This is a genomic window from Kitasatospora sp. NPDC059648 (assembly GCF_042734825.1).
In the GTDB taxonomy this organism is placed as follows: domain Bacteria; phylum Actinomycetota; class Actinomycetes; order Streptomycetales; family Streptomycetaceae; genus Kitasatospora.
Genome location: NZ_JBHWDU010000044.1, coordinates 25,837 through 45,859 on the forward strand (window position 1 = coordinate 25,837; position 20,023 = coordinate 45,859).

Here is a 20,023-nt window from a genome sequence, read left to right on the forward strand (position 1 = left end):
AGTCCTTTGATACTTACGAAAGATCATGAGTCACCTTACTCATTCCTCCTTGCGCGTCCCGACCTAGCGTTCTCTGCAGGCGATCCGATCCAAGGAGTGCGACACATGACTGCTCTGAACACCGACGGCTTCTCCAAGCAGGGGATGGACCGGGTGCGGGACGTGCTGGCCCGGCATGTCGAGTCCGGGAGGATTCCCGGAGTCGTCGCGCTGCTCGGCCGTGGCGAGGAGACCCACCTGGAGGTGCTCGGCACGATGCGCCACGAGGGCGGCGCGCCAATGCGCCGGGACACCATCTTCCGGATGGCCTCGACGTCCAAGCCGGTGTCGGCGGCGGCGGCGATGGTCCTGCTGGACGAGTGCCGGCTGCGCCTGGACGACCTGGTGGACCCCTGGCTGCCCGAACTCGCCGACCGGAAGGTGCTCAGGCGGATCGACGGCCCGCTGGACGACACCGTGCCGGCCCGCCGGCCGATCACCGTACGGGACGTGCTGACCTCCACCTTCGGGCTCGGCATGGACTTCACCGCACTCGGCACCCCGATCATGAACGCGGTCTTCGAGAAGGGGCTCACACCGAATCTGCCGACGCCGATGCCCGAGCCGGACGAGTGGCTGCGCCGCCTCGGCGAGCTGCCGCTGATGCACCAGCCCGGGGAGCGCTGGCAGTACCACATGGCCAGCGACCTGCTCGGCGCCCTCGTCGCCAGGGTCACCGGCCGGCCGTTCGACGAGTTCCTGCGCGAGCGGATCTTCGAGCCGCTGGGCATGAAGGACACCGGCTTCCACGTGCCCGCCGACAAGATGGACCGGCTGCCTCCGCTCTACGCCCCCGATCCGCAGACCGGCGAGTTCCAGGTCTGGGACGAGGCGGAGGGCGGACGCCACAGCGCGCCCCCTGCGTTCCAGAGCGGCGGCGGCGGGCTGGCCTCCACGGCGGACGATTACCACGCCTACTTCCGGATGCTGCTGAACGGCGGGACGCACGGGAGCGAGCGGATCCTGTCCCGGCCGGCCGTCCGGCTGATGACCACCAACCGCCTCACGGCCGAACAGCAGGCCGCCCGGCAGGAGCTGGCGACGAACAACGTCCACATCTCGTTCGGCCAGGGGCAGCACGGCGGCTGGGGCTTCGGTATGGCGGTGCGCACCTACCGCGGCGACTACGCGCCCGTCGGCCAGTACGGCTGGGACGGTGGCAGCGGCACCTCCACCTACGCCGACCCGCAGAACGGACTGGTCGGCATCCTCCTCACCCAGGTCGGGGCGTCCGTCCCGCACTCGATCCACCTCATGCACGACTTCTGGAGCACCGTCTACCAGGTGATCGACAACTGACAGTGAGGATGTTCATGAGCGGTTCCCGGCAGGTCTGACCCGGCGCCTGACTGACCTCGGGTTCTCGACGGGATCTGTCGACCTCGTCCGGGAGCCGCTCGTGAGCATCCGCCGGCCCGGCTCGATCTCAACGGTGTCGGCGCGGACGTCGCCGGACAACTGCTGGTCACCGCTGGCGACAACCCCCAACGCCTGCGCTCGGAAACGGCCTTCGCCATGCCCTGCGGCGCCGCCGCCCGCATCATCCGGCCGAACCCACCGCCACCGCCTCAACCACGGCGGCGACCGGGCGGCCAACGCCGCCCTCTGCCGCACCGCCCTCTGCCGCCTGCACCGGGACGAACGCACGAAGGACTACATGCAGCGCAGGGCCATCGAAGGCCTCTCGAAGCACACCGAACACCACCGCCGAGCAGTTCACTACCGCTGCTTGACATCCACAAGCGCATCCCCCCACCGAGAAGAGGGAACGATCACCGTGACCAAGACCCTGACCGCCCAGGACAAGCTCACCCTTCGCACCGCCGCCTACGGCGCCGTCACGCTGATCTGCGCCGCCGACGCCACCGGCAAGCCGCACAAGTCGGCCACCGAGGGCTCCATCGCACTCTCCTCCGCCACCGGCCTGGTCGGTCACGTCCTCGCCGAATATCCCAAGGACGTCGAGCTGAGCGGCCGGTCCGTGGCCGCCATCGCCGACCGCGTGCTGCCGGCCCTTACGGCAGCGATTGACCTGCTCGGCAAGCACGACCCCGCCGAGGCTGACAACTTCCGCAGCACCGTCACCGTGGCCGTCGAAGCTGCCGCCCGGACCCACCAGGGCGCCCCCTCCCCGGCCGTGGCCGAGATGATCCGCAAGATCACAGCAGTCCTCGGCACCGCCTGACGCTGCCTCGGACGGGACGGCGGTCGACCGGTGGCCCGTGACACCGAGCAGGACAAGGAGCGCAACACGGTGGAACGCTGTATCAACGAGATCCGGGTGTGGCGGGGACTGGCCACAGCTACGACAAGACGCCCCGAGCTACATGGGGGGCTCCAACTACGCGGATCCATCATCTGGATACGCAGCCTCAACCCGGCCCCCGGTTGAGGCGTCCGGCTGGCCAGCCGGGCGCCTCAACCGCGCACGTCAGACCGATGCGTTGACCGCCCGCCCGAGGTGCCGGGCGAAGAAGCGGACCGCGCTGTCGACCTCGAACCGGGGCAGCTCCTTGTGCTTGCCCGAGTTCACGTGCAGGGACTTCTCCGCCGAGGCGAAGGCGTCGAAGAGCGCGAGGCCCTCCTCGCGGGAGATGTGCTCGTCGTCCCACTGGAGGTCGAACTCGACCGGGACGGTGATCCGCTTCGCGTACTCGGCCAGCGTCTGGGGCCAGTGCTGGCCGAACACCGCGGCGGTGATCCGGGGCTCGGCGGCCACGAACGGCACGCCGATCGCGGTGCCCATGTTGATGCCCCAGAAGCCGACCGGCCCGTCGGTCCCGATCTCCGGCAACTGCTGGAGGGCGTCCAGCAGCGCGCGGTACTCCGGCACGGCGAGCCTGGCCAGGTGGTCGTTGTAGCGGACCACGATCGGGCCCTCCGGCTCGCCGGCCGCCCGCGCCGCGAACAGGGCGGCTATCTCCCGCTCGTCGTGCTCGGTGCGCGGACGGTCACCGTGACCGGGCGCGTCGAGGACGGCCACGTGGTAGCCGCAGCCGCGCACCAGGTACCCGGCCCGGCCGGACATCGCGGGGTGCTTCTTGTGGTTGCCGCCCCCGTGGGCCTGGAGGACCAGCGGCGCGCGGTCCGCACCGGACTCGGGGGACCAGAGGACACCGGGGACGCCGTTGACGGTGAACTCGCGTTCGACGATGCCGTCGGTGGTGGACTCAGCGGTGAAAAGGAAAGCGTTCATGGCAGTTGCCCTTCGAGAGTGCCTTGCAAGGGGGCGCTCCCGGCGACAACTACGTCAATCGCCACTCGTGACGGCAAGGGGGAGCACCCGTATCGGTACAGCGTTCACGGGTCTCACCTCCTCAGGCGGTGTCACGGTCGACTGAAAAGCTATCAGCTTGATCGTCATCCCTTCAACCCTTTTGCCCGCCACATGATCACAACTCCGGACAGGCCTGGCCGGTCCCCTCGGCCACCGTCCACCCGTTCTTGCGCTCCAACGGTGCCGGCAGGCCCCGCATGCAGGCCCCCGCCGACGCCCGCGACTCGCTCCATCCGAACCGGTGGGCAAACCGCTCATGCGGCCCGGCGGGCCCGTCCGACCAGCGACGAGCATCGAACGGATGCGTCCCCATCCATGACCAGCCCAACGAGCAACCCGACGACCGTCACGGTAAGCAGCGTCGCAGTACCGGGCAGCGAGCCGGCGACCCGGCGGGGCACCGCGAGCGCAACCCCGGGTCTGTGTCTCCTGCGCGCGAGCGGATCAGGTGGACACGGGGTCGGTGGCCGACCGCGTTGAGCGGTGGCGGCGGACGGCGTCGCGGTTGGCGCACCGTTGGGAGCAGTAGCGCCGGCGGCCCGTTCGCGTGGTGTCGGCGTAGATCATGGTGCACTCGGCGACGGCGCACCGGCCCAGTCGGTGCATTCCGCGCCCCACCAGGTGGAAGGCGGTCCCGACGGAGATCAGTGAGGCCAGCACGGCGGCGAGCGGCCGCTGGTCGTCGCGGTAGTGGAGGTGCCAGCCGCCGTCCGAGTGGTCGGTCAGTCGGGGGTGGGAGGCACCGGCGGCCAGCATCCGGTTGAGCAGTTCGGCCCGCTCGCGCTCGTCCGCCGCGTCGACCACCCCCTCCCAGGCGTCCAGCAGGGCGAGGGTGCGCGCCAGGTCCGCCTGTGGGACCGGTCCGTCGACCACCAGCCCGGCCGCGCGGCAGCGGTCTGTCAACTCCTGGACGGTTTCCGGGCGCTGGTTGGCCAGATCCGCGGCGAGGTTCACGGCGTCCTCGCCGTAAGGGTTGAGTCGCATAAGGCCATTACATCAGGCTGGACGGCATGAGTCATCACACCGTCCTACGGGCGCATGCCCCCGCCGCCGTCCCGGGTCGCACGCACACCAGCGCACCGACGGCCCTGCGAACCACGCCTCGCGCCGCCGTAGTTGACGACATCGCAGAGGTCGTCCGGCTGAGGTCGCTGTCATTCGAGGGCACTGGCGCGCATCGCGGTGGCAACCCTTCGGCGGACGGAGGCTGGCGGGACGTCCTGGCCGCCGCGCTGCACGGGCAGATCGCGTCGGACACCGCGCAGGTCCTTGTCGTCGACGGCGGGAGCGGACTCGCGGCCTTCGGCATCGGCAGCATCGAACAGCGCCTTCCGGGCCCGTACTTGGCTACCGGACGGGTCGGGCTGGTCATCGGGATCGCCACGGACCCGGTGTACCGCTGGCACGGTCTGGGCCTTGCGATCCTGCGAGACCTGCTGGCTTGGTTCCGCGAGCGAGGCGCCGACCGGGTGGACCCGTTGGCGTCCGTCGAGGGGGAGCCGCTCCGCCGCGAACTCGGTTTCGCGGACTACTGCCGCCATGCCCCGGACTGGTGCCCGTGAACGAGCAACTGGCCGTCATCCTCGTCCCGCCCGCCCGCGGGCTGCTCCACGACATCACCCACAGCTTCACCCCGGCATGGGCGGCCCTCGCCGTGGTCACCGCCGTGACACTCGCGGTCACGGCACGTGGCGACCGCACTCCTCGGACGAAGGGTTCGGCAGTGTGAACCGGCGCCCCGGAGCGGGGGCGCGTTTCTCCCTCCCGGGAGGGAGGCGTAACCCCCTCGCAGCGGGATCCGCGCAGGCGGCGGCCAGGGGTTGACTGGTGATCGACGACGACCGGGGAGGAAGGAGCATATTGCGCAGGCGAATCGGGAGGCTGGTGGCCCAGGCGGCCGCGGTGGTACTGCTGGCCGGAACGGCAGCGGTGCCCGCCGTGGCAGCCGAGCCCGGACCGGTCGCACCGGCCGATATCAGGGCGGCGATCGAGGCGGTGCCGGGCCTGAGGATCGTGGAGGAGAAGCCCGCCGCGCCCGGCTTCCGCTTCTTCGTGCTGACACTGCACCAGCCGGCCGACCACCGCCATCCCGAGCGGGGCGGCTTCGAGCAGCGGCTCACCCTCCTGCACCGCGGCACCGACCGCCCCACCGTCCTGTACACCAGCGGCTACGCCGTCTCCACCGGCCAGTACCGCTCGGAGCCCGCCGAACTGGTGGACGGCAACCAGGTGAGCACCGAGCAGCGCTTCTTCGGCACCTCCCGGCCCGCGCCCGCCGACTGGAACGACCTCGACATCTGGCAGGCCGCCACCGACCACCACCACGTGATCGAGGCCCTGCACGCGGTCTACCGGGCGCCGTGGATCTCCACCGGCGGCAGCAAGGGCGGCATGACCACCGTCTACCACCGCCGCTTCTACCCGCAGGACGTGGCCGGCTCCATCGCCTACTCGGCGCCGAACAACGTCGACGACCGCGACGACACCGCCTACCTCGACTTCCTGCGCACGGTCGGCACCCCCGAATGCCGCAGCGCCCTGACCGCCGTGCAGCGCGCCCTGCTGGAGCGCCGCACCGCCCTGGTCGCCCGCTACCAGGCCTGGGCGGACTCGAAGGGCGACGGCTTCCGGCTCGTCGGCAGCGCCGACAAGGCCTTCGAGATCGCCGTCCTGCGCGCGCCGTTCATGTTCTGGCAGGGCCGCGGCCGGGCCGCCTGCCCGGCGGTGCCCGCTCCGGACGCCCCCGACGACGCCCTCTACGAATGGCTCTCCCAGATCGCCCAACTCCCGGTCTACGCCGACTCGGTGGCCAACGAGTTCGTCCCGTACTTCTACCAACTGGGCACCCAGCTCGGCTACTTCCCGGTCGACACGGACCACCTGACCGACCTGATCCGCTACCCCGGCGCCACCGAGCCGCGCACCTTCGTCCCCCGCGACATCCCCATGCACTACCGGCCGCAGGCGATGCGCGACGTCGACCGGTGGGTCCGCACCCGCGGCGAGCACCTGATGTTCGTCAACGGCGCCGCCGACCCCTCCGTCGCCGAACCCTTCCGACTCGGGAACGGCTCCCAGGACTCGTACGTGTTCCAGGTGCCGGGCGGGACGCACTCCACCCGCATCACCCAGCTTCCCGCCGCCGACGCCGCGACCGCCACCACCACCCTGCGCCGCTGGGCGGGGGTGTAGCAGGAACCGCTGGAAGGCTACTTGCCGCCTCGTGCCGATGGCGGAAAAGGCGCCGCAGGACTCCAGCAGGCCGGTCAGCAGGCCGGCGAGGTGCCCGCGGTCGTCACCGCCGAGGGCCTGCAGCAGACGGTCCTCCTCCGGAGGCGTTCTCACCTCCGTTGACCCGCGACTCAGCGCCCTGACCCGGTTCTTCCGGTCAGGGCGCTTTCGGATTCTCGGGTGCGGCCGAGCCGTGCCGGTCGATCTCCGGGCGGGGAGGAGACCCTTCGAGTGAAGAACCGGGGCAAGGCCGCCTGATTGGCGGTTCGCTGGCAGCCGGGGAGTTTTCCAGACCATACGTTCAACTCCGGCGCTCACGGCGGCGGCACTCGTGCGCAGAGTTCGTCCGCACCTGCCACAGACCACGAAGCCAGGAGGAACAGTCATGCGCCTGACCCGCTGCGCTCTCGCTGCCGCATCGGTGGCGGCTTCCGTCTCGGCCTTCGGCCTGCCCCTCTTCCTCATGGACCGGACGTCCCATGGTTCCGATGCCACGCGGGTCCGTATGGTCGGATCCTCCGGCACGTCGCTGAGCGGGGCCGAATCGTCCTGGCCGCTCTCCACGAATCCGGGCCCGCAGGAATCAGTGCGCCCCTGTCACAGCTACGGCGGCCCCTACTGCGTCTGGGTGGGAGAATACCGGGGCGGCTGTGACCGGGAGTGGGGACTGAGCTACGGAATCAAGAACCCCAACTTGATCTGCCCCCACGACCCCCGCCCGAGTTCCTCGGCCACGTCGGAACCCTCCGCAAGCAGCAGTCCCTCCTGACCGGTTCCCCCGGGAGGGCGGCCGTTCGGTGTCGCTACGGCTGGGTCGGCGGCACATCGGGCTCCTGATCCGATGTGCCGTCAGGGGCCGAAGATGCTGCCGGTCCCTGTTCCGGCCGAGTGGCACGCTGCCGGCGGCGGCGGTTGAGCCAGGCCGCAGCCAGCGCTCCCAGAACCATCAGCAAGCCGCCGGCCGCGATCCCGATGCGCTTCGCGCCCAGGCGGCCAACGCTCCAACCTCCAGCCGCGCCGTCGGGCGGAGGAGCGAGGCTGGTGCCGCCGGGGGCGTTAGCATCCGGCGCGGGCTGGCCGCTGGACCCATGGTCCCCTCCCTGGGGCGACGGGGCGCCGGACGGGCCACCCCCCTCGGCAGCCACACCGTCGTGCGGACGGGCGTGGTCTTCCCGGTCACCGTCGTCGTGGTGGCCGTGGTCGTCGTCGTAGTAGTCGTCGACGCAGCGGGCGGCTGCGAAGGGGAAGACCCTCTCGTGGCGGTCGAAGGCCTTCACCACGAAGACCGGGTGTTCCCTGAAGAAGCCACGGATCTGAAACTCATACTGGTTGCTGGTCTGGGTGGGATAATTTACGTCCAAGTATGTTGAAACGGAGAAGTTGTCCCATGGTGCCTCCGGCGACGAGGACGAAGACGACGGAGTCCCCTGGAGAACGAGAGCCTCCGGCCCACGCCTGCTGTTGGTCAGAATCGCCCTGAGGGTTCGGTCGATGAGCACGACGCGGCGGGCGCTGAAGCAGTGGCGCCAGGGACTGTAGTGATGGCGGTGCCCCTCCCCCTCCCAATCCCCTTCTCCTGCCCCTTCCCCGTCCGCTTCCCGGGGCCATGAGGAGCCGGGCGCGTGCAGTGTGGACACCTGCGCGGCGACGCCTGCGGGCGCAGGAGCAAGAGCGATGGCCACACCGGCCAGGGACGCTGCAACCCAGGGTCGAAGAATCATCAGATGACCTCCAGCGGTGACGGACGCGGGCAACCGCCGGCCGGGCGATACAGTCGAGTGTCAGAAGAAGTTAAGAGGGCTCGACTCGTCACACCGTGAACATTCTCGGGAAGCCGCACCCTTGTCACTCAGCCGCAGCAGTTTCATGCCCCGACCGGCCGGGACTTCGAGGCCCTGGCCGGTGGCACAGTCACCGACGGTCCACTGGCGGTACGGCGAGGAGAACCGTGGGGGTGAAGACCAGGCCGGAGTGCAGCGGGCTGTAGCCGAAGCCGGTCTGCACGGTGAGGCTGATGACGAAGACGCCGGCGAAGAAGGCCATGAAGGCGGCGTTGACGGCCAGCCCGGTGCGGAAGACCCGGCCGCGGAGCAGTTCCGGGTCGAGCAGCGGCTGTCCGCCGCGGGCGGCGAGGCGGCCCTCCCAGCGCAGGGCGGCGAGGAAGGCGGGGACGGCGGCGGCGAGCATCGCCCAGGCCCAGAGCGGCCAGCCGGCCTCCCGGCCTCCCGGCCGAGGACGAGCGGGACGAGGGCCAGGGCGAGCGAGCCGGAGACCGCGAGCACGCCGATGCCGTCGGGGGCGGGGCGGCGGCCGGTGGCGGTGCGCGGCAGGGTTCGCGCACTGATCCACTCCGCCGGGATCGTGGCCGCGACGAGCCACCTGCGGACGCAGGTCCCGCGGCTGAGACCGCGGGATGCAAGCGCAGGCGCACCGCGAGAGCACGATGTCGAGGATGCGCAGCATCCGGACCCCGCCCCGGCCCGCCAACACGGCACCGACCGCCATCACGACGCCGACCGCCTCGACCAGGTGCTGCAGCAGCGGGGTCCGTCGCTGGTACCGCACCGTCAGTCCAGGTACCCGGTCGGCGAAGCTCACCTTCGGACAGGCCAGGTGTTCGCAGTACAGACGTCGTACAGTCGGGTCGGTCCGAACCGGCCGGCCGCCGACCGTGGCGTCGGCCAGCAGCCGCACGTAGCGGCGCTGGCCCCACTCGCTCAGCGCTCCACAGCCCGTACGCGCCGCCGGACCACCGGACCGGGTGCGGGCGCGGGCGCGGATCACTACGACAGCACCGAAGACCTCGACCGAGACACCAGCACATCGGCCAGGTGCGGTAACGGCGCTGTCAGTTCAACATGACGCAGTCAGAGGTTGCCCACTGGCAAACCAGCAGACCGCCGCTCCGGGATGACCTCTGCCCACGAAGAGCTTGCCAGAGCCACTTTCACCGGTACGCCGACAGCAGGTGCTGATGCGCGTGGGCGGCGGCCTCGAAGCCGCGTCGCGCCCGCTTCCGGCGGGGCGGGATCGCTCCCGTGCTCCGGACGGTGCTGTCACCACTCGCCGCGGTGGCCGATCACCCGGAAGCTGCCCACGACGCCCTCGCAGTCGAAGGCGCCACCGAAACGGGACTCGTCCTCGTCGAAGTGGCGGGCCACCACGCCGTTGGTGGAGCTGTGGGGGCCCACGACGGCGACCGGACCACCGTGGTCGCAGTTGAAGCCGCGGAAGACCTCGATGGTCCTCCAGCTGTCGTTGAAAACGTTGAAACTGGTGGCACCCAGGCCGCTGGCCGTGGTGATGCAGCCCTCGGTGTGGGCGGAGAACGTTCGTTCGTTGAAGAAGATCCTTCCCTCCTTGTGGTGGTGGCCGCGTTCGCCGCCCTCGTGGCCGCGTCCGCCGCCCTCGCCGCCTTCGTGGCCACCTTCGCCGCCCTCGTGGCCGCGTCCGCCGCCCTCGCCGCGTTCGCCACCCTCGTGGCCGCGTCCGCCGCCCTCGTGGCCCCGTTCGCCGCCTTCGTGGCCGCGTTCGCCGTTTTCGCCGCCCTCGTGTCCGCGGTTGTCGTTCTTCTCTCCGCCTGCGTTGCCGCCACCAGCGGCGACCGCCTTCTCTCCGCCTGCGTTGCCGCCGCCAGGGGCGGCCGCGGCCGGGGCGGCTTGTTGGACGGGCGGGGCCGCAGGCGGGGCCGCAGGCTGGGCCGCAGGCTGGGCGGGCGGGGGCGCTGGGTTGGATGCGGGGGACGAGGCGTAGGTGATGCCGGTGGCTGCGAGGACCGTCGCGCCTATTCCGGCAGCGGTCAAAGTCAGTGTGCGCGTGAACATGTCACTTCCCTCTGTCGCGAGGACGCCGACCAGGCGCCCGATCTGCGATGAACGTAATGAGAGCTCTCATGGCTGGCACTCCGGACATGTCCAAGGTGTGACGCCATGGGGCCAGCCAGGTGGAATTGCGGCACGTATCGCATACCGATCAGAGATCCGAGGCCTGGTGGATCACGGCCCCTTGGAAAGCGACGCGCGGTTCTGAGTGGCGGTCAGCGCACCGCGGTCCGTCCCGGACAAGCGCTCGACAGCCCAGCGCCTTCGCCGGATCGGGACCAGGACAGCAATCGGGGTGAGGGCGATCGCCCGGGTGGCCTACTGCCCCGGCGCAGCCCCGTCGCCTTCTTCGTGGCCCTGAAACGGAGCTCCTGGCCTCCGGGCCCGGCATGACTGTTGCCCCCTGTCGAAGGTATGACCCGGGAGTGGTGTCACCGCGGCCCGGAGTACCCCCGAAACCGTGCACATCGGACCCGCGCAACCTTGACGAAGGACATAGAGGCACCCCCCGGACAGCCCCGCCGACTCCCGGCCTGACAGGATCGCAGCCCGGTGCGCGTCACATCCCATTGCCCGTGACGCGCACCACCCACCCCCCGGAACACGCGTGCCGAAAGCGGCTCTCCTGCCGTATGTGCGGGTGCAACCACACCAAGACGCCCAAAGAGCAGCAGGCCGCGCCCGGCCTCCGACAACCGATGGGGCCGGCAGTGGGCCGATACGCGGTGCGGCCGGTGCGCGGGCGGCTCGTCCTGGTGCGCAACCCCGTCCGCCGGGCTGGTGGTGCGCGGACGTCGCGGGCGGAGCCGGTGGTGGCACGTTCCTGACGTTCCGTCTGCGCGCGCGGGCCTTCCTGGCTAGACTCCCGGACCGTCGTGCGGTCGTCCGACCGGTCGATCCGTCACGCCATCCCCCCGCGGAGGAGCCTTGGTCTCGATCACCCTCGACGCCGAGCGCCGCGTCCGTGCCGACACCGCAGGGGTTCGGGTCGCAGCCGTGGACGCGCTGCGCTCGCTCGGTTTCCGGATCACCTCGGAGATGGCCACCGTGGTGGAGGCCCAGCGGGGCTCGGCCGTCCGCTCCGCGATGCTCCTGCCCGATGAGGTCCCGCTCGCGATACGCATGCTGTTCGCCGGCGGGCCGGACGGCGCCGACCGGCACACCACGGTGTCGGTGCACCTCACCGACCGTGCCGTCTCGGTCGTCGCGCTGGGCGTGCAGTCCCCCTACGTGGAGGCCTACCGGAGCGCGCTGCTCACGATCGACCGGACGCTGGCCGGCCTCGATCCGGACGCGGACTTCCCCCAGCCGCGCTGGTGGGCCCGCGCACCCCAGGCGGAGACGTTGGCCCGCCACCACCAGACCGGCGAGCGCGTGGTCGGCGGCGTGGCCTCCCTCATCAACGGGCGGCTCTCCGGCGGGCCCCGGGCCACCGGGCCGTCCCTGTGGGCCGGGATCCAGGGCGTCGTCTTCCGCTCCCGGGAGGGCATCGTCGCCGTGGACCGGAACGCCCTCCCCGGCCTGCTGTCGATCCCGGTGATGATGAGCCGCCGACCGGACGGCATACCGGAGCAACTCAGCTCCGGCGTGGCCCAGTTGGCGGCCACCGTCGAGGGGTTCCTCGCGGCCGTCGGCGTGGGTGTGGCGGACGTCCCGGTCGGGGAGGAGCACCGGGCGGCCTTCGAGTTCCTGTACCGGCAGTTCGGGATCCGCTCCCGGCTGCCCGTGCGGACCCTGTGCACCTGCCGGGACTGCCGGCAGACCAAGGTCGTCAACCTGGACCTCCAGCGCCTGCGGGAGCGGAAACGGCGGCTGAAGACGATCCAGTCGGTGCTGCGCGCGGCGCACAGCAAGGACGGGGAGATCCACCCCTTCCAGATCTTCGGGGCGTTCTTCCAGCACGGCAAGGTCGAGCCCGACTTCATCTGCTCACGTTGCGAGAGCACGGAGGCCGACGAGCAACCGGTGACGTTCTGCCCCGGCTGCGGTGACATGCGCACCGAGGGAGCGCTGATCTCCTGCGGCGAGTGCGGGTACGACTTCGAGGCGCTGGTGGCCGGGCTCGCGGTCTGGGACGTGGAGCCGCCGCCGGCGGCCGTTCCGCCGGCGGTTCCCCCAGCTCCCTCAGCTCCTCCCGTTCCTCCGGCCCCTCCCGTTCCGCCGGTCGCGCCCCCGTCTCCGTTGACCGCACCTCCGCCTCCAGCGGCACCCCCGCCACCGGTCGCCGCCCCGCACCCGGCGGTTCCCGCACCCCCCGCCGTCCCGCCGATGCCGGCCACTGCTCCGGCACCCGCCGCACCCACCGCCCCGCCCGGATTCGGGCCGCCGTCCGAAGGCTTCGCCCCTCCCCCGGCCCCGACCTGCGCCATCTGCGGCGCCGGCTACCCGGTCCTGTGGGCCGTACAGGTCCTCGACGGCCCCAACCCGCGGCCACTGACCGTCTGCCGGACCTCCCAGCGGTGTTCACCGCCCTCGGTCGCCACACCGGTGCGCATACGGACTTGACGGCACCCGCCGGGGCCGGCAGCCCGAGCCGCGTGCCTCTGCCGGGCTGAAGCGGCCGGTCGGCCCGTTCCTCAGCCGTCTTCCAGGACCTTTCCGGGCACGGTGCCGTCGGAGGAGAATGCGGGCATGCGCACTCGGGGGGATGCCCCACCGCGCCTGGAGCCGTTCGCGGCCGGGCCGGTGGCAGGGATCGCGGCCGCTGCCGCGGCGTTGCTGACCGCACTGTCAGGCCGCTACGGCTTCCACCGCGACGAGCTGTACTTCCTGGTCGCCGGTCGCCACCTCGCCTGGGGCTATCCGGACCAGCCGCCGCTCACCCCACTGCTGGCCCGGCTCGGCTCGGAGCTGTTCGGCGCCACCCCGACCGGGGTGCGGATCCTGCCCGCGCTGCTCGCCGCGGCCTCGATCGCGCTCATCGCGCTGATCGCCAGGGAACTGGGCGCCGGGCGGGACGGGCAGGTGCTCGCCGCGGCAGCCGCAACCTGCTCGGGCTGCGTGCTGGGCAACGGTCACCTCCTCTCCACCGCCACCTTCGACCTGACCGCTTGGCTGACGATCATTCTGCTGGCGCTGCGCCTGTCACGCACCGGCGAACTGCGTTGGTGGCCACTGCTCGGTCTGGCGGTCGGCACCGCACTGCTGAACAAGCTGCTGGTGCTCGGGCTGCTCGCGGCGCTGGCGGCGGGCGTTCTGACGGCTGGGCCGCGCGGCCTGTTCGTGCCCCGGCCGCGCACGCTGCTCGGACCGCTGCTCGCGCTGCTCGCCGCGCTCCCGTTCGCGCTGCCCGTCCTGTACTGGCAAGCCGCCCGTGGCTGGCCCGAGCTGACCGTAGCTCACGGGATCAGCGCCGCCGGTGGGACGGAAGGGCGGCTGCTCGTCGTCCCGCTGCAGGCGCTCCAGCTCTCCCCGCTGCTGGCGCCCCTCTGGCTGACCGGGCTGAGCCGGCTGCTACGCCGGCCGCAGCTGCGCTGGGCCCGGCCGGTCGCGGTGGCCTGGGTGGTGCTCTGCCTGCTGGTCACGGCTGGCGGCGGCAAGGCCTACTACCCGAGTCCGCTGCTGTACGCGCTCACCGCGGCCGGCTGCGAACCGTTCGTCCACTGGGCCCGCGAGCACCGCGCCAAGCTGGCCGGCGGACTGCTCGCGGCCCTGCTCACCAGCGCGCTGGCCGCGCTGCCGGTGCTGCCGGCCTCGGCACTGGCCGTGCCGATGACGGTCGACCCCGACCTCGGCGAAGAGGTCGGCTGGCCGGAGCTCGCGCACGCCACCGCCACCGGCTGGGCGGCCGTCCCCGTCGAGCAGCGGGCCACCGCCGTGCTGCTGACCTCGAACTACGGCGAGGCCGGAGCCCTCGCACGGTACGGGCCTGCTCTCGGCCTGCCCTCCCCGTACTCCGGCCACATGGGTCTGTGGGCCTGGGGTCCGCCGCCGGCCACCGCCACGGGACCGGTGCTGCTCGTCCACCCCGCGGGCCAGGCCGACCTGGAGGAGCACTTCACCGCCTGCCGCACGGTCGCGCGCGTCGACAACGGGCACGGCACGGCGAACATGGAACAACACGCGGCCGTCGTGCTCTGCGCGGGACCGCACCGCCCGTGGACGGCCCTGTGGCCGCTGCTGCGCCGGTACTGAGCAGCACGGAACGTCGGCGCCGGGCGGACGAACGGCCGACGGCCGGTCCGAAAGCCCCCACTCGCACGGGGCCCCGCACCGTCCCGCGACGGCACCGGGCACCTGGCGGCGCGCGGAGCCGGGGGTGACCCGCGCGCCGCCAGCCCTGCCCGCGACCTCCGGCTACCCCTGCACACCCGCTTCATGCACCAGACCTCACGACCGGGGCATCCACCGGCCCCGTGGAGTCCCGAGCGCGGACGGGCCGCCTCACCCGAGGTCGACCCGAACCCGCCCCCGACCCCGCTGAGTCATCCCTGCCTCCTGCTGAGTGCCTCCCAGGCCGCGGACGGGCTGCATCGCTCGCCCGGCGCGGCGAAAGAGATCATGCAGGAACAGGTGAGCGAATGCGCCCACCAGGAAACGGAGCTCTACGTCAGCGTTGCCCACGCCTCCTACTCCCACGACAGGCAGTCCTTCCGCGACGTCGTCGACCGCACCGAGGGCCAACCAGTGACGGAGGCGGGTCTCGCCGACGCGGCGTACGGCTTCCACGTACGGGAAGCAGGCGGACATGCCGGCGGTGCACCTGTGGCCTGAACTCGCCCGTTCGGGGTACTCGCCCCCTCAACGGAGGGTCGGGCGCGCGACGCGCTCCGGCCGGCAGGAATCCAGAGGGAGGAGGTGACCGCCGTGTCGAGCACACAGCCGCACCACGCCGGGTCCGTCCCGAGGGAGGAGCACCTCGGCCAGGAGCCGGTGGGCGAGCTGGTGCAGCGGGCCTCACGGCAGCTGACCGAGCTGGTGCGAGGCGAACTGCGCCTGGCGCAGGCGGAGATGAGCGAGAAGGGCAAGCGCTACGGCAAGGGCGCGGGCCTGTTCGGCGGCGCCGGCGTGGTCGGCTTCCTGATGGCGCAAGCGATGGTCGCCACCGTGATCGCCGCCCTGGCGGCGGCGCTGCCGGTATGGGCAGCCGGGCTGATCGTGACAGCGGTGCTGGGCATGATCGCCGCGGTGATGGCCACGAGTGGAAAGAAGCAGGTCGATCGAGCCGGGCCGGCCGTGCCCGAGCAGACCGTCGAGAGCGTGAAGGCCGACGTGGCCGAGATCAAGGGGAGCGCACACCGATGACCCAGCCACCTCATGACGAACCCATCGCCTCCAGCACCGAAGAACTGCGGGAACAGGTCGAGCAGACCCGGAGCGAGCTCGGGAGGACGGCCGAGTCGCTCGCAGCCAGGACGGATGTGAAGGGGCGAGCCCAGGAGAAGGCCGCCGAGGTCAGGGAGCAGGCTGCGGCGAAGGCCGGCGAGCTGAAGGAGCAGGCTGCGGCGAAGGCCGGCGAGCTGAAGGAGCAGGCCACCGTCAAGGCCGGAGAGCTGAAGTCGAAGGCCGCCGACCTGGCCCACCAGGCTCAGGACCGGCTGCCCGGTCCGGTCAAGGACAAGGCCGCCCAGGCCGCCGGGCAGGCCCGGGCCGTGGCCGCCGAGGTCGGAGAGCTGTGGGAGGAGAGGGCGCCCGAGCCGGTGCGGGAGAAGACCGCCCGGGCCGCACACCTGGCGCGGGACAACCGCAAGGTGTGGGCGGCGGTAGCGGGTCTGGCCGTCGTGGTGTGGCTGGTCTGCCGCCGCCGGAGGGGGTGAGTCGGGTGAACGCGTCGAAAATGGCCTACAAACCGGTCGGTCTCGCGCTCGGTGCCGTCAGCGGCATGGCCGCAGGAGCGCTGTTCAAGCAGACGTGGAAGCTGCTCGGTCACGGCGGGAACGCTCCCGAGGCCACCGACGAGGACCGTTCCTGGCGCGAGGTGCTGCTCGCGGCCACGCTCCAGGGCGCGATCTTCGCCGCGGTCAAGGCGGCCGTCGACCGCGCCGGCGCCACCGCCGTCCGCCGCTTGACCGGAACCTGGCCCGACTGACCCGGACGAGGAGGCGGGGAGGGCCGGTAGGACGCGACCACCGGCCCTCCCCTTGACCCCGTGCGCCGTGGCCGAGTGGGCGTGCACGGTCATCAGCCTCGCCGCGGTCTGCTCGACGGCATCCGCGAGCCGGCGCCCGAGTACCCGACCGGGCCGTGTGACGACCCGGCCGTGTGACGACGTCACCGTTGCCGGCCCCCGCCGCCGGGCGTGACCTGCTCAGGACGGGCCGCGCCGGACCGGGCCCGCGTCGGGCTGGTCCTCGGCATCGGAGGGGTGGATCTCCCGCTGCTCGTCGGGATCGATCTCGACCCCTTCCAGGGGGGAGCCGGACCCCGTGCCCTGGTCCGGCTGGTAGCCCTCCCGGGTGGACGCGGTGCCGGGGACGGTGCGTTCGCGCGGCAGCGCCTCCGCGCCGCTGGATCCGCCCACCCCTCCGGGGCCCACGGGCGGTTGCGGGTCCTGCCGGTCGGGTCCCTGCCGGTCCCTACGGTCTTCGGGTCGTTCGCTGCTCATGACGCTCACCTCGGTGCGAAGCCGCCGGTACCCGTTCACGGGTCCGGGCGCTCGGGATCGGGACGGCCCCGGCCGGGGGCCGCTCGACTGCCTTTCACTCCGCGCGTACCCGCTGGGCCCGGGGGAAACGGCCGGGTGCCTGCTGCGACCGGACGCGCCAGGGCGCGCAGGCCACGCTGGTGGTGACCAGCGGCGGCGACGGGTGCAGCGCGTTCCAACGGATCGGTTCAGCGCGTGAGGCCCCCGGCGCCGGCGGCGTCGCGCTCACCGGTGACCGTCCTGCGGGCCAGCAGGAGCGACAGTGCCGTGACGGCGGCCCACAGCGGTCCCATGAAGACGTGCAGGAGCCCCAGCCAGGCGACATCGCTCCAGCGGTACAGGGCCACCTGCGCGGCCAGGCTCGCGGAGCTCACCAGTGCGATCCCGACGGTCGACACCGCGTAGAAGCGGTGCAGCACGCGGTGCGAGCGCCACTCGGGTGGGCCGCCCACGACCCTGTTCGCGACCAGACCGGCCAGCGGGCGGTCGGCCGCGAGGGACAGCAGGCATGCCGCCGTCGCCGCCGCCGGGAAGGCCATCGGCAGCAGGAAGAACCCCCGCGCCTGACCCGTCCAGAGGGCCACGGCCGCACAAGCCGTGGCCAGAAGGGCGCCGAGGACGGCGTGCGGGACATGCCGGCGGGCGCGCAGCCTCCACCCGAGGACGAGCACGGCGGTCACCGTCGCGGCAACGGAAGCGGAGCGTGGGCCGCCGGTCCCGTCGGCGGCCAGGAACACCACGGTGGGGGCCCCTGTCACGGCCGCGGCGGTGGCCGCCGACCTGGCGCGTGGTGCGGTCCTCACGCCGGCTCGGCTTCGTCGTCGCGGCGGCGTCGGCCGGTGACTTCCGAGGACGGGAGGCGACCGGCCTTGGAGCTGCCGGTGAGCGTGTCACCGTCGACGGTGACGGTGAAGGTCAGGTCGAGTCGCACGGGTCTGGTGACGGACTGCTTCCAGGTCAGCCGGTCACCGTCGAGGACGATGTCCCGGAGGGGCAGGGTCTCGCCCACACCGCGGGCGGTGCCGACCAACTCTCCGTCCCGGGAGCGCAGTTCGATGACGGGCCGGACGCGTCCGACGGGCGTGACGACGGTGAGCTCCCAGACACCCTGGATGTGGGTGGGCATGAAGTGGCGTTTCCTCACTCGTGACGTGCGGGGCGGTGGCGGAGCGTTCAGAAGGCGGCGGGCGCGAGGCCGCCGGGGCGCCAGGCGGTGCCGCGGCGCTCGTGGGCGAACAACTCCTCGACGGCGTGGGCGATCTGCGGGCCCACTTCGCGTTCCAGCAGGTACAGGCCGAGGTCGAGTCCGGAGGTGACCCCGGCGGCGGTCACCAGGTCGCCGTCGTCGACGACGCGGGCGCGCACGGCGTGGACGCCGGTCGCGTCGAGGAGGTCCAGGCCCAGGTGGTGGGTGGTCGCGTGGCGGTCCTGGAGGAGGCCCGCCATGGCCAGGACGAGCGCGCCGCCACAGACCGTCGCCACGGTGATCCGCGCGTCCTCCATGGCGGCCTTGAGCAGCGCCGGCAGCTCGGTGTCCAGCGTACGGGCCAGCCGGTGCGCAACCGTGTCCTGCTCCCCGCCGCCGTCCTCGGGATCCGTACCGTCGTCCTCGGGGCCGGCGCCGTCGTCGGGACCGCCGAGGCGCCCGGAAGCGCCGGGCACGACGACGACGCCGGGACGACGGGGGTCGAGCCGACCGGTGGTGCGCAGCGACAGGCCGCCGGTGCCGCTGACCACCTCCCTCGGGCCCTCGGCGCTGACCAGTTCCACGCTGACCGCGCCGCTGGAGGCGGTTGCGCCGGCGTGGAGGACTTCGAACGGTGCGATGGCATCGAGCGGGTCGAACCCGTCGAAGAGCACGATCTGGACGTGCATGTGAGCGCCTTTCATCCGGGGGAGGCCGGGGTCACCGGCTTCGCTTCGATGCTAGGAGCGCGTGCGCACAGCGGAGACGGGCCCGAATGACACGTTCCAACGGGATCTCGCCAGGAGCGCGCGCCGCCGCCCGGAACTGCTCGCCGGACGCGTTCGGCACCGCGTCGGCGCGATCCGACGCCCCTGCGGCCGGCACGAGCCCTCAGCTGCGCTCGCGGCTGCGGAAGGCGGCGCGGTAGCTGTGCGGGGTGGTGCCGGCGACCCGTTTGAAGCGCTCGCGGAAGGCGGTCGGGGAACCGAACCCGGCCTGGTCGGCTATGCGCTCGATGGTGTGGTCGGTGTTCTCCAGGAGGAACTGCGCCCGCCGGATCCGGGCCCGCAGCAGCCACTGCAGCGGTGTGGTGCCGGTCTGCTCACGGAACCGCCGGCTGAAGGTGCGCCCGCTCATACCGCTGCGCCGAGCCATGAGGTCGAGCGTCAGCTCCTCGTCGAGGTGCTCCTCCAACCAGGCGAGCACCGGTTCGAGCGTGGAGCCCCGCGGGACCGGTGGCTGGGGATGGGCGATGAACTGCGCCTGGCCCCCTTCGCGTTCCAGCGGGGCGACGGCCAGCCGGGCCGCGTCGGCGGCCACCACGGAGCCGAAGTCGCGGCGGATCATGTGCAGGCACAGGTCGAGCCCTGCCGAAGCGCCTGCGGAGGTGAGCAGTTGCCCGTTGTCGACGTAGAGGACATCGGGGCACACCTCGACCGCGGGGAAGCGCCGGGCCAGCTCGGCGGCGGCGACCCAGTGGGTGGTCGCCGCCAGCCCGTCGAGCAGTCCGGTCAGGGCGAGGTCGAAGGCGCCAGCGCAGATCGAGGCGATCCTGGTGCCCCGGGCCGCCGCCGCGCGCAGCGCCTCCAGCACCTCCTCACCGGGCGGGGGCGCGGCCTCCGCACGACCGGGCACGACCACGGTGTCGGCGTCGGCCAGCCCCTCCAGCCCCCAGGGGGCGGTGATCAGGAATCCCGCAGCCGGGACCTGGGCCCCGGGTCCGCACACACGCACCCGGTAGGGGTGGCGCCCGTCCGGCAGCCGGACCCGGGTGAACACCTCCAGTGGCGTGGCGAGGTCGAACGGGATGACCTGGTCGAGTGCCAGGACCGCGACGGTGTGCACGACGACTCCTCAACTTCGGACGAGGCCACGACGGCTCTCCT

General features: G+C 72.1%; 21 protein-coding genes and 2 pseudogenes. 12 read left to right on the top strand and 11 right to left on the bottom strand.

Features of this window, described 5'->3' with window-relative positions:
- The first annotated feature begins 105 nt into the window (after positions 1–105).
- The 3 genes and pseudogenes from ACFV1W_RS24075 (at position 106) to ACFV1W_RS24085 (ending at position 2,224) form a co-directional block, all read left to right on the top strand.
- The gene (locus ACFV1W_RS24075) at positions 106–1,338 is read left to right on the top strand and encodes a serine hydrolase domain-containing protein (RefSeq protein ID WP_380419291.1); all 1,233 of its coding nucleotides are present in this window, start codon (positions 106–108) and stop codon (positions 1,336–1,338) included.
- Positions 1,339–1,485: 147 nt separating this feature from the next.
- A pseudogene (locus ACFV1W_RS24080) lies at positions 1,486–1,729 on the top strand (transposase); the annotation flags it as partial.
- Between the two features lie 87 nt (positions 1,730–1,816).
- The gene (locus ACFV1W_RS24085) at positions 1,817–2,224 is read left to right on the top strand and encodes a hypothetical protein (protein WP_380419292.1); all 408 of its coding nucleotides are present in this window, start codon (positions 1,817–1,819) and stop codon (positions 2,222–2,224) included.
- 246 nt (positions 2,225–2,470) lie between these two features.
- Here ACFV1W_RS24085 and ACFV1W_RS24090 read toward each other — a convergent pair whose 3' ends face one another.
- From ACFV1W_RS24090 to ACFV1W_RS24100, 3 genes and pseudogenes are all read right to left on the bottom strand, one after another.
- Positions 2,471–3,235 (bottom strand): alpha/beta hydrolase, encoded by a 765-nt coding sequence (locus ACFV1W_RS24090; protein WP_380419293.1) that lies wholly within the window; start codon positions 3,233–3,235, stop codon positions 2,471–2,473.
- Between the two features lie 202 nt (positions 3,236–3,437).
- Positions 3,438–3,629: pseudogene (locus ACFV1W_RS24095) on the bottom strand (IS701 family transposase); the annotation flags it as partial.
- Positions 3,630–3,760: 131 nt separating this feature from the next.
- Positions 3,761–4,300, bottom strand: a complete 540-nt coding sequence (locus ACFV1W_RS24100; RefSeq protein WP_380419294.1) for a CGNR zinc finger domain-containing protein — start codon at positions 4,298–4,300, stop codon at positions 3,761–3,763.
- A 26-nt stretch (positions 4,301–4,326) separates the two neighbouring features.
- Here ACFV1W_RS24100 and ACFV1W_RS24105 point away from each other — a divergent pair, with 26 nt between their 5' ends.
- The 3 genes from ACFV1W_RS24105 (at position 4,327) to ACFV1W_RS24115 (ending at position 6,508) form a co-directional block, all read left to right on the top strand.
- Positions 4,327–4,878, top strand: a complete 552-nt coding sequence (locus ACFV1W_RS24105) for a GNAT family N-acetyltransferase (RefSeq protein ID WP_380419295.1) — start codon at positions 4,327–4,329, stop codon at positions 4,876–4,878.
- A complete protein-coding gene (locus ACFV1W_RS24110) occupies positions 4,875–5,045 on the top strand; it encodes a hypothetical protein (RefSeq protein ID WP_380419296.1) in 171 nt (56 codons plus the stop codon). Before ACFV1W_RS24105 ends, ACFV1W_RS24110 begins: the two co-directional genes overlap by 4 nt.
- Positions 5,046–5,176: 131 nt before the next feature.
- Positions 5,177–6,508: a S28 family serine protease gene (locus ACFV1W_RS24115; RefSeq protein WP_380419297.1), complete on the top strand. Its 1,332-nt coding sequence runs from the start codon at positions 5,177–5,179 to the stop codon at positions 6,506–6,508.
- A gap of 842 nt (positions 6,509–7,350) precedes the next feature.
- On the opposite strand, the gene ACFV1W_RS24120 is transcribed toward ACFV1W_RS24115, so the two are convergent.
- The 3 genes from ACFV1W_RS24120 to ACFV1W_RS24130 form a co-directional block, all read right to left on the bottom strand.
- Entirely contained in the window at positions 7,351–8,046 is a 696-nt protein-coding gene (locus ACFV1W_RS24120; RefSeq protein WP_380419298.1) for a hypothetical protein, read from the bottom strand.
- 412 nt (positions 8,047–8,458) lie between these two features.
- Positions 8,459–8,734, bottom strand: coding sequence for a hypothetical protein (locus ACFV1W_RS24125; RefSeq protein WP_380419299.1), 276 nt, complete (start codon positions 8,732–8,734; stop codon positions 8,459–8,461).
- Positions 8,735–9,603: 869 nt separating this feature from the next.
- Positions 9,604–10,371 carry a hypothetical protein gene (locus ACFV1W_RS24130; RefSeq protein ID WP_380419300.1) on the bottom strand — a complete coding sequence of 256 codons (768 nt, stop codon included), beginning with the start codon at positions 10,369–10,371 and terminating at the stop codon, positions 9,604–9,606.
- 924 nt (positions 10,372–11,295) lie between these two features.
- Here ACFV1W_RS24130 and ACFV1W_RS24135 point away from each other — a divergent pair.
- From ACFV1W_RS24135 to ACFV1W_RS24160, 6 genes are all read left to right on the top strand, one after another.
- Positions 11,296–12,873, top strand: a complete 1,578-nt coding sequence (locus ACFV1W_RS24135; RefSeq protein ID WP_380419301.1) for a hypothetical protein — start codon at positions 11,296–11,298, stop codon at positions 12,871–12,873.
- Between the two features lie 126 nt (positions 12,874–12,999).
- Complete coding sequence (locus ACFV1W_RS24140; protein ID WP_380419302.1) at positions 13,000–14,502, top strand: glycosyltransferase family 39 protein; 1,503 nt, start codon at positions 13,000–13,002, stop codon at positions 14,500–14,502.
- Positions 14,503–14,868: 366 nt separating this feature from the next.
- Entirely contained in the window at positions 14,869–15,081 is a 213-nt protein-coding gene (locus ACFV1W_RS24145) for a hypothetical protein (protein ID WP_380419303.1), read from the top strand.
- Positions 15,082–15,240: 159 nt separating this feature from the next.
- Complete coding sequence (locus tag ACFV1W_RS24150; protein ID WP_380419328.1) at positions 15,241–15,612, top strand: phage holin family protein; 372 nt, start codon at positions 15,241–15,243, stop codon at positions 15,610–15,612.
- Entirely contained in the window at positions 15,609–16,124 is a 516-nt protein-coding gene (locus ACFV1W_RS24155; RefSeq protein WP_380419304.1) for a DUF3618 domain-containing protein, read from the top strand. The genes ACFV1W_RS24150 and ACFV1W_RS24155 overlap by 4 nt, the downstream gene beginning before the upstream one ends.
- A gap of 5 nt (positions 16,125–16,129) precedes the next feature.
- On the top strand, positions 16,130–16,396 hold the full coding sequence (locus tag ACFV1W_RS24160) for a DUF4235 domain-containing protein (protein WP_380419305.1): 267 nt from the start codon (positions 16,130–16,132) through the stop codon (positions 16,394–16,396).
- A gap of 219 nt (positions 16,397–16,615) precedes the next feature.
- Here ACFV1W_RS24160 and ACFV1W_RS24165 read toward each other — a convergent pair whose 3' ends face one another.
- The 5 genes from ACFV1W_RS24165 to ACFV1W_RS24185 form a co-directional block, all read right to left on the bottom strand.
- Entirely contained in the window at positions 16,616–16,828 is a 213-nt protein-coding gene (locus ACFV1W_RS24165; protein ID WP_380419306.1) for a hypothetical protein, read from the bottom strand.
- A 311-nt stretch (positions 16,829–17,139) separates the two neighbouring features.
- Positions 17,140–17,709: a DUF3159 domain-containing protein gene (locus ACFV1W_RS24170; protein ID WP_380419307.1), complete on the bottom strand. Its 570-nt coding sequence runs from the start codon at positions 17,707–17,709 to the stop codon at positions 17,140–17,142.
- A 41-nt stretch (positions 17,710–17,750) separates the two neighbouring features.
- Complete coding sequence (locus ACFV1W_RS24175) at positions 17,751–18,077, bottom strand: hypothetical protein (RefSeq protein WP_380419308.1); 327 nt, start codon at positions 18,075–18,077, stop codon at positions 17,751–17,753.
- A gap of 47 nt (positions 18,078–18,124) precedes the next feature.
- Complete coding sequence (locus ACFV1W_RS24180) at positions 18,125–18,826, bottom strand: DJ-1/PfpI family protein (protein ID WP_380419309.1); 702 nt, start codon at positions 18,824–18,826, stop codon at positions 18,125–18,127.
- 202 nt (positions 18,827–19,028) lie between these two features.
- Complete coding sequence (locus tag ACFV1W_RS24185; protein ID WP_380419310.1) at positions 19,029–19,982, bottom strand: GlxA family transcriptional regulator; 954 nt, start codon at positions 19,980–19,982, stop codon at positions 19,029–19,031.
- Between the last annotated feature and the right edge of the window lie 41 nt (positions 19,983–20,023).

What these genes read in the sequence shown, in the direction of transcription:
- ACFV1W_RS24075 (WP_380419291.1), top strand. Translation starts at nt 106, where the DNA reads ATGACTGCTCTGAACACCGACGGCTTCTCCAAGCAGGGGATGGACCGG.
- ACFV1W_RS24090 (WP_380419293.1), bottom strand. Translation starts at nt 3,235, where the DNA reads ATGAACGCTTTCCTTTTCACCGCTGAGTCCACCACCGACGGCATCGTC.
- ACFV1W_RS24100 (WP_380419294.1), bottom strand. Translation starts at nt 4,300, where the DNA reads ATGCGACTCAACCCTTACGGCGAGGACGCCGTGAACCTCGCCGCGGAT.
- ACFV1W_RS24105 (WP_380419295.1), top strand. Translation starts at nt 4,327, where the DNA reads ATGAGTCATCACACCGTCCTACGGGCGCATGCCCCCGCCGCCGTCCCG.
- ACFV1W_RS24125 (WP_380419299.1), bottom strand. Translation starts at nt 8,734, where the DNA reads ATGCTCGCCGCCGCCGTCCCCGCCTTCCTCGCCGCCCTGCGCTGGGAG.
- ACFV1W_RS24130 (WP_380419300.1), bottom strand. Translation starts at nt 10,371, where the DNA reads ATGTTCACGCGCACACTGACTTTGACCGCTGCCGGAATAGGCGCGACG.
- ACFV1W_RS24140 (WP_380419302.1), top strand. Translation starts at nt 13,000, where the DNA reads ATGCGCACTCGGGGGGATGCCCCACCGCGCCTGGAGCCGTTCGCGGCC.
- ACFV1W_RS24145 (WP_380419303.1), top strand. Translation starts at nt 14,869, where the DNA reads ATGCAGGAACAGGTGAGCGAATGCGCCCACCAGGAAACGGAGCTCTAC.
- ACFV1W_RS24155 (WP_380419304.1), top strand. Translation starts at nt 15,609, where the DNA reads ATGACCCAGCCACCTCATGACGAACCCATCGCCTCCAGCACCGAAGAA.
- ACFV1W_RS24175 (WP_380419308.1), bottom strand. Translation starts at nt 18,077, where the DNA reads ATGCCCACCCACATCCAGGGTGTCTGGGAGCTCACCGTCGTCACGCCC.
- ACFV1W_RS24180 (WP_380419309.1), bottom strand. Translation starts at nt 18,826, where the DNA reads ATGCACGTCCAGATCGTGCTCTTCGACGGGTTCGACCCGCTCGATGCC.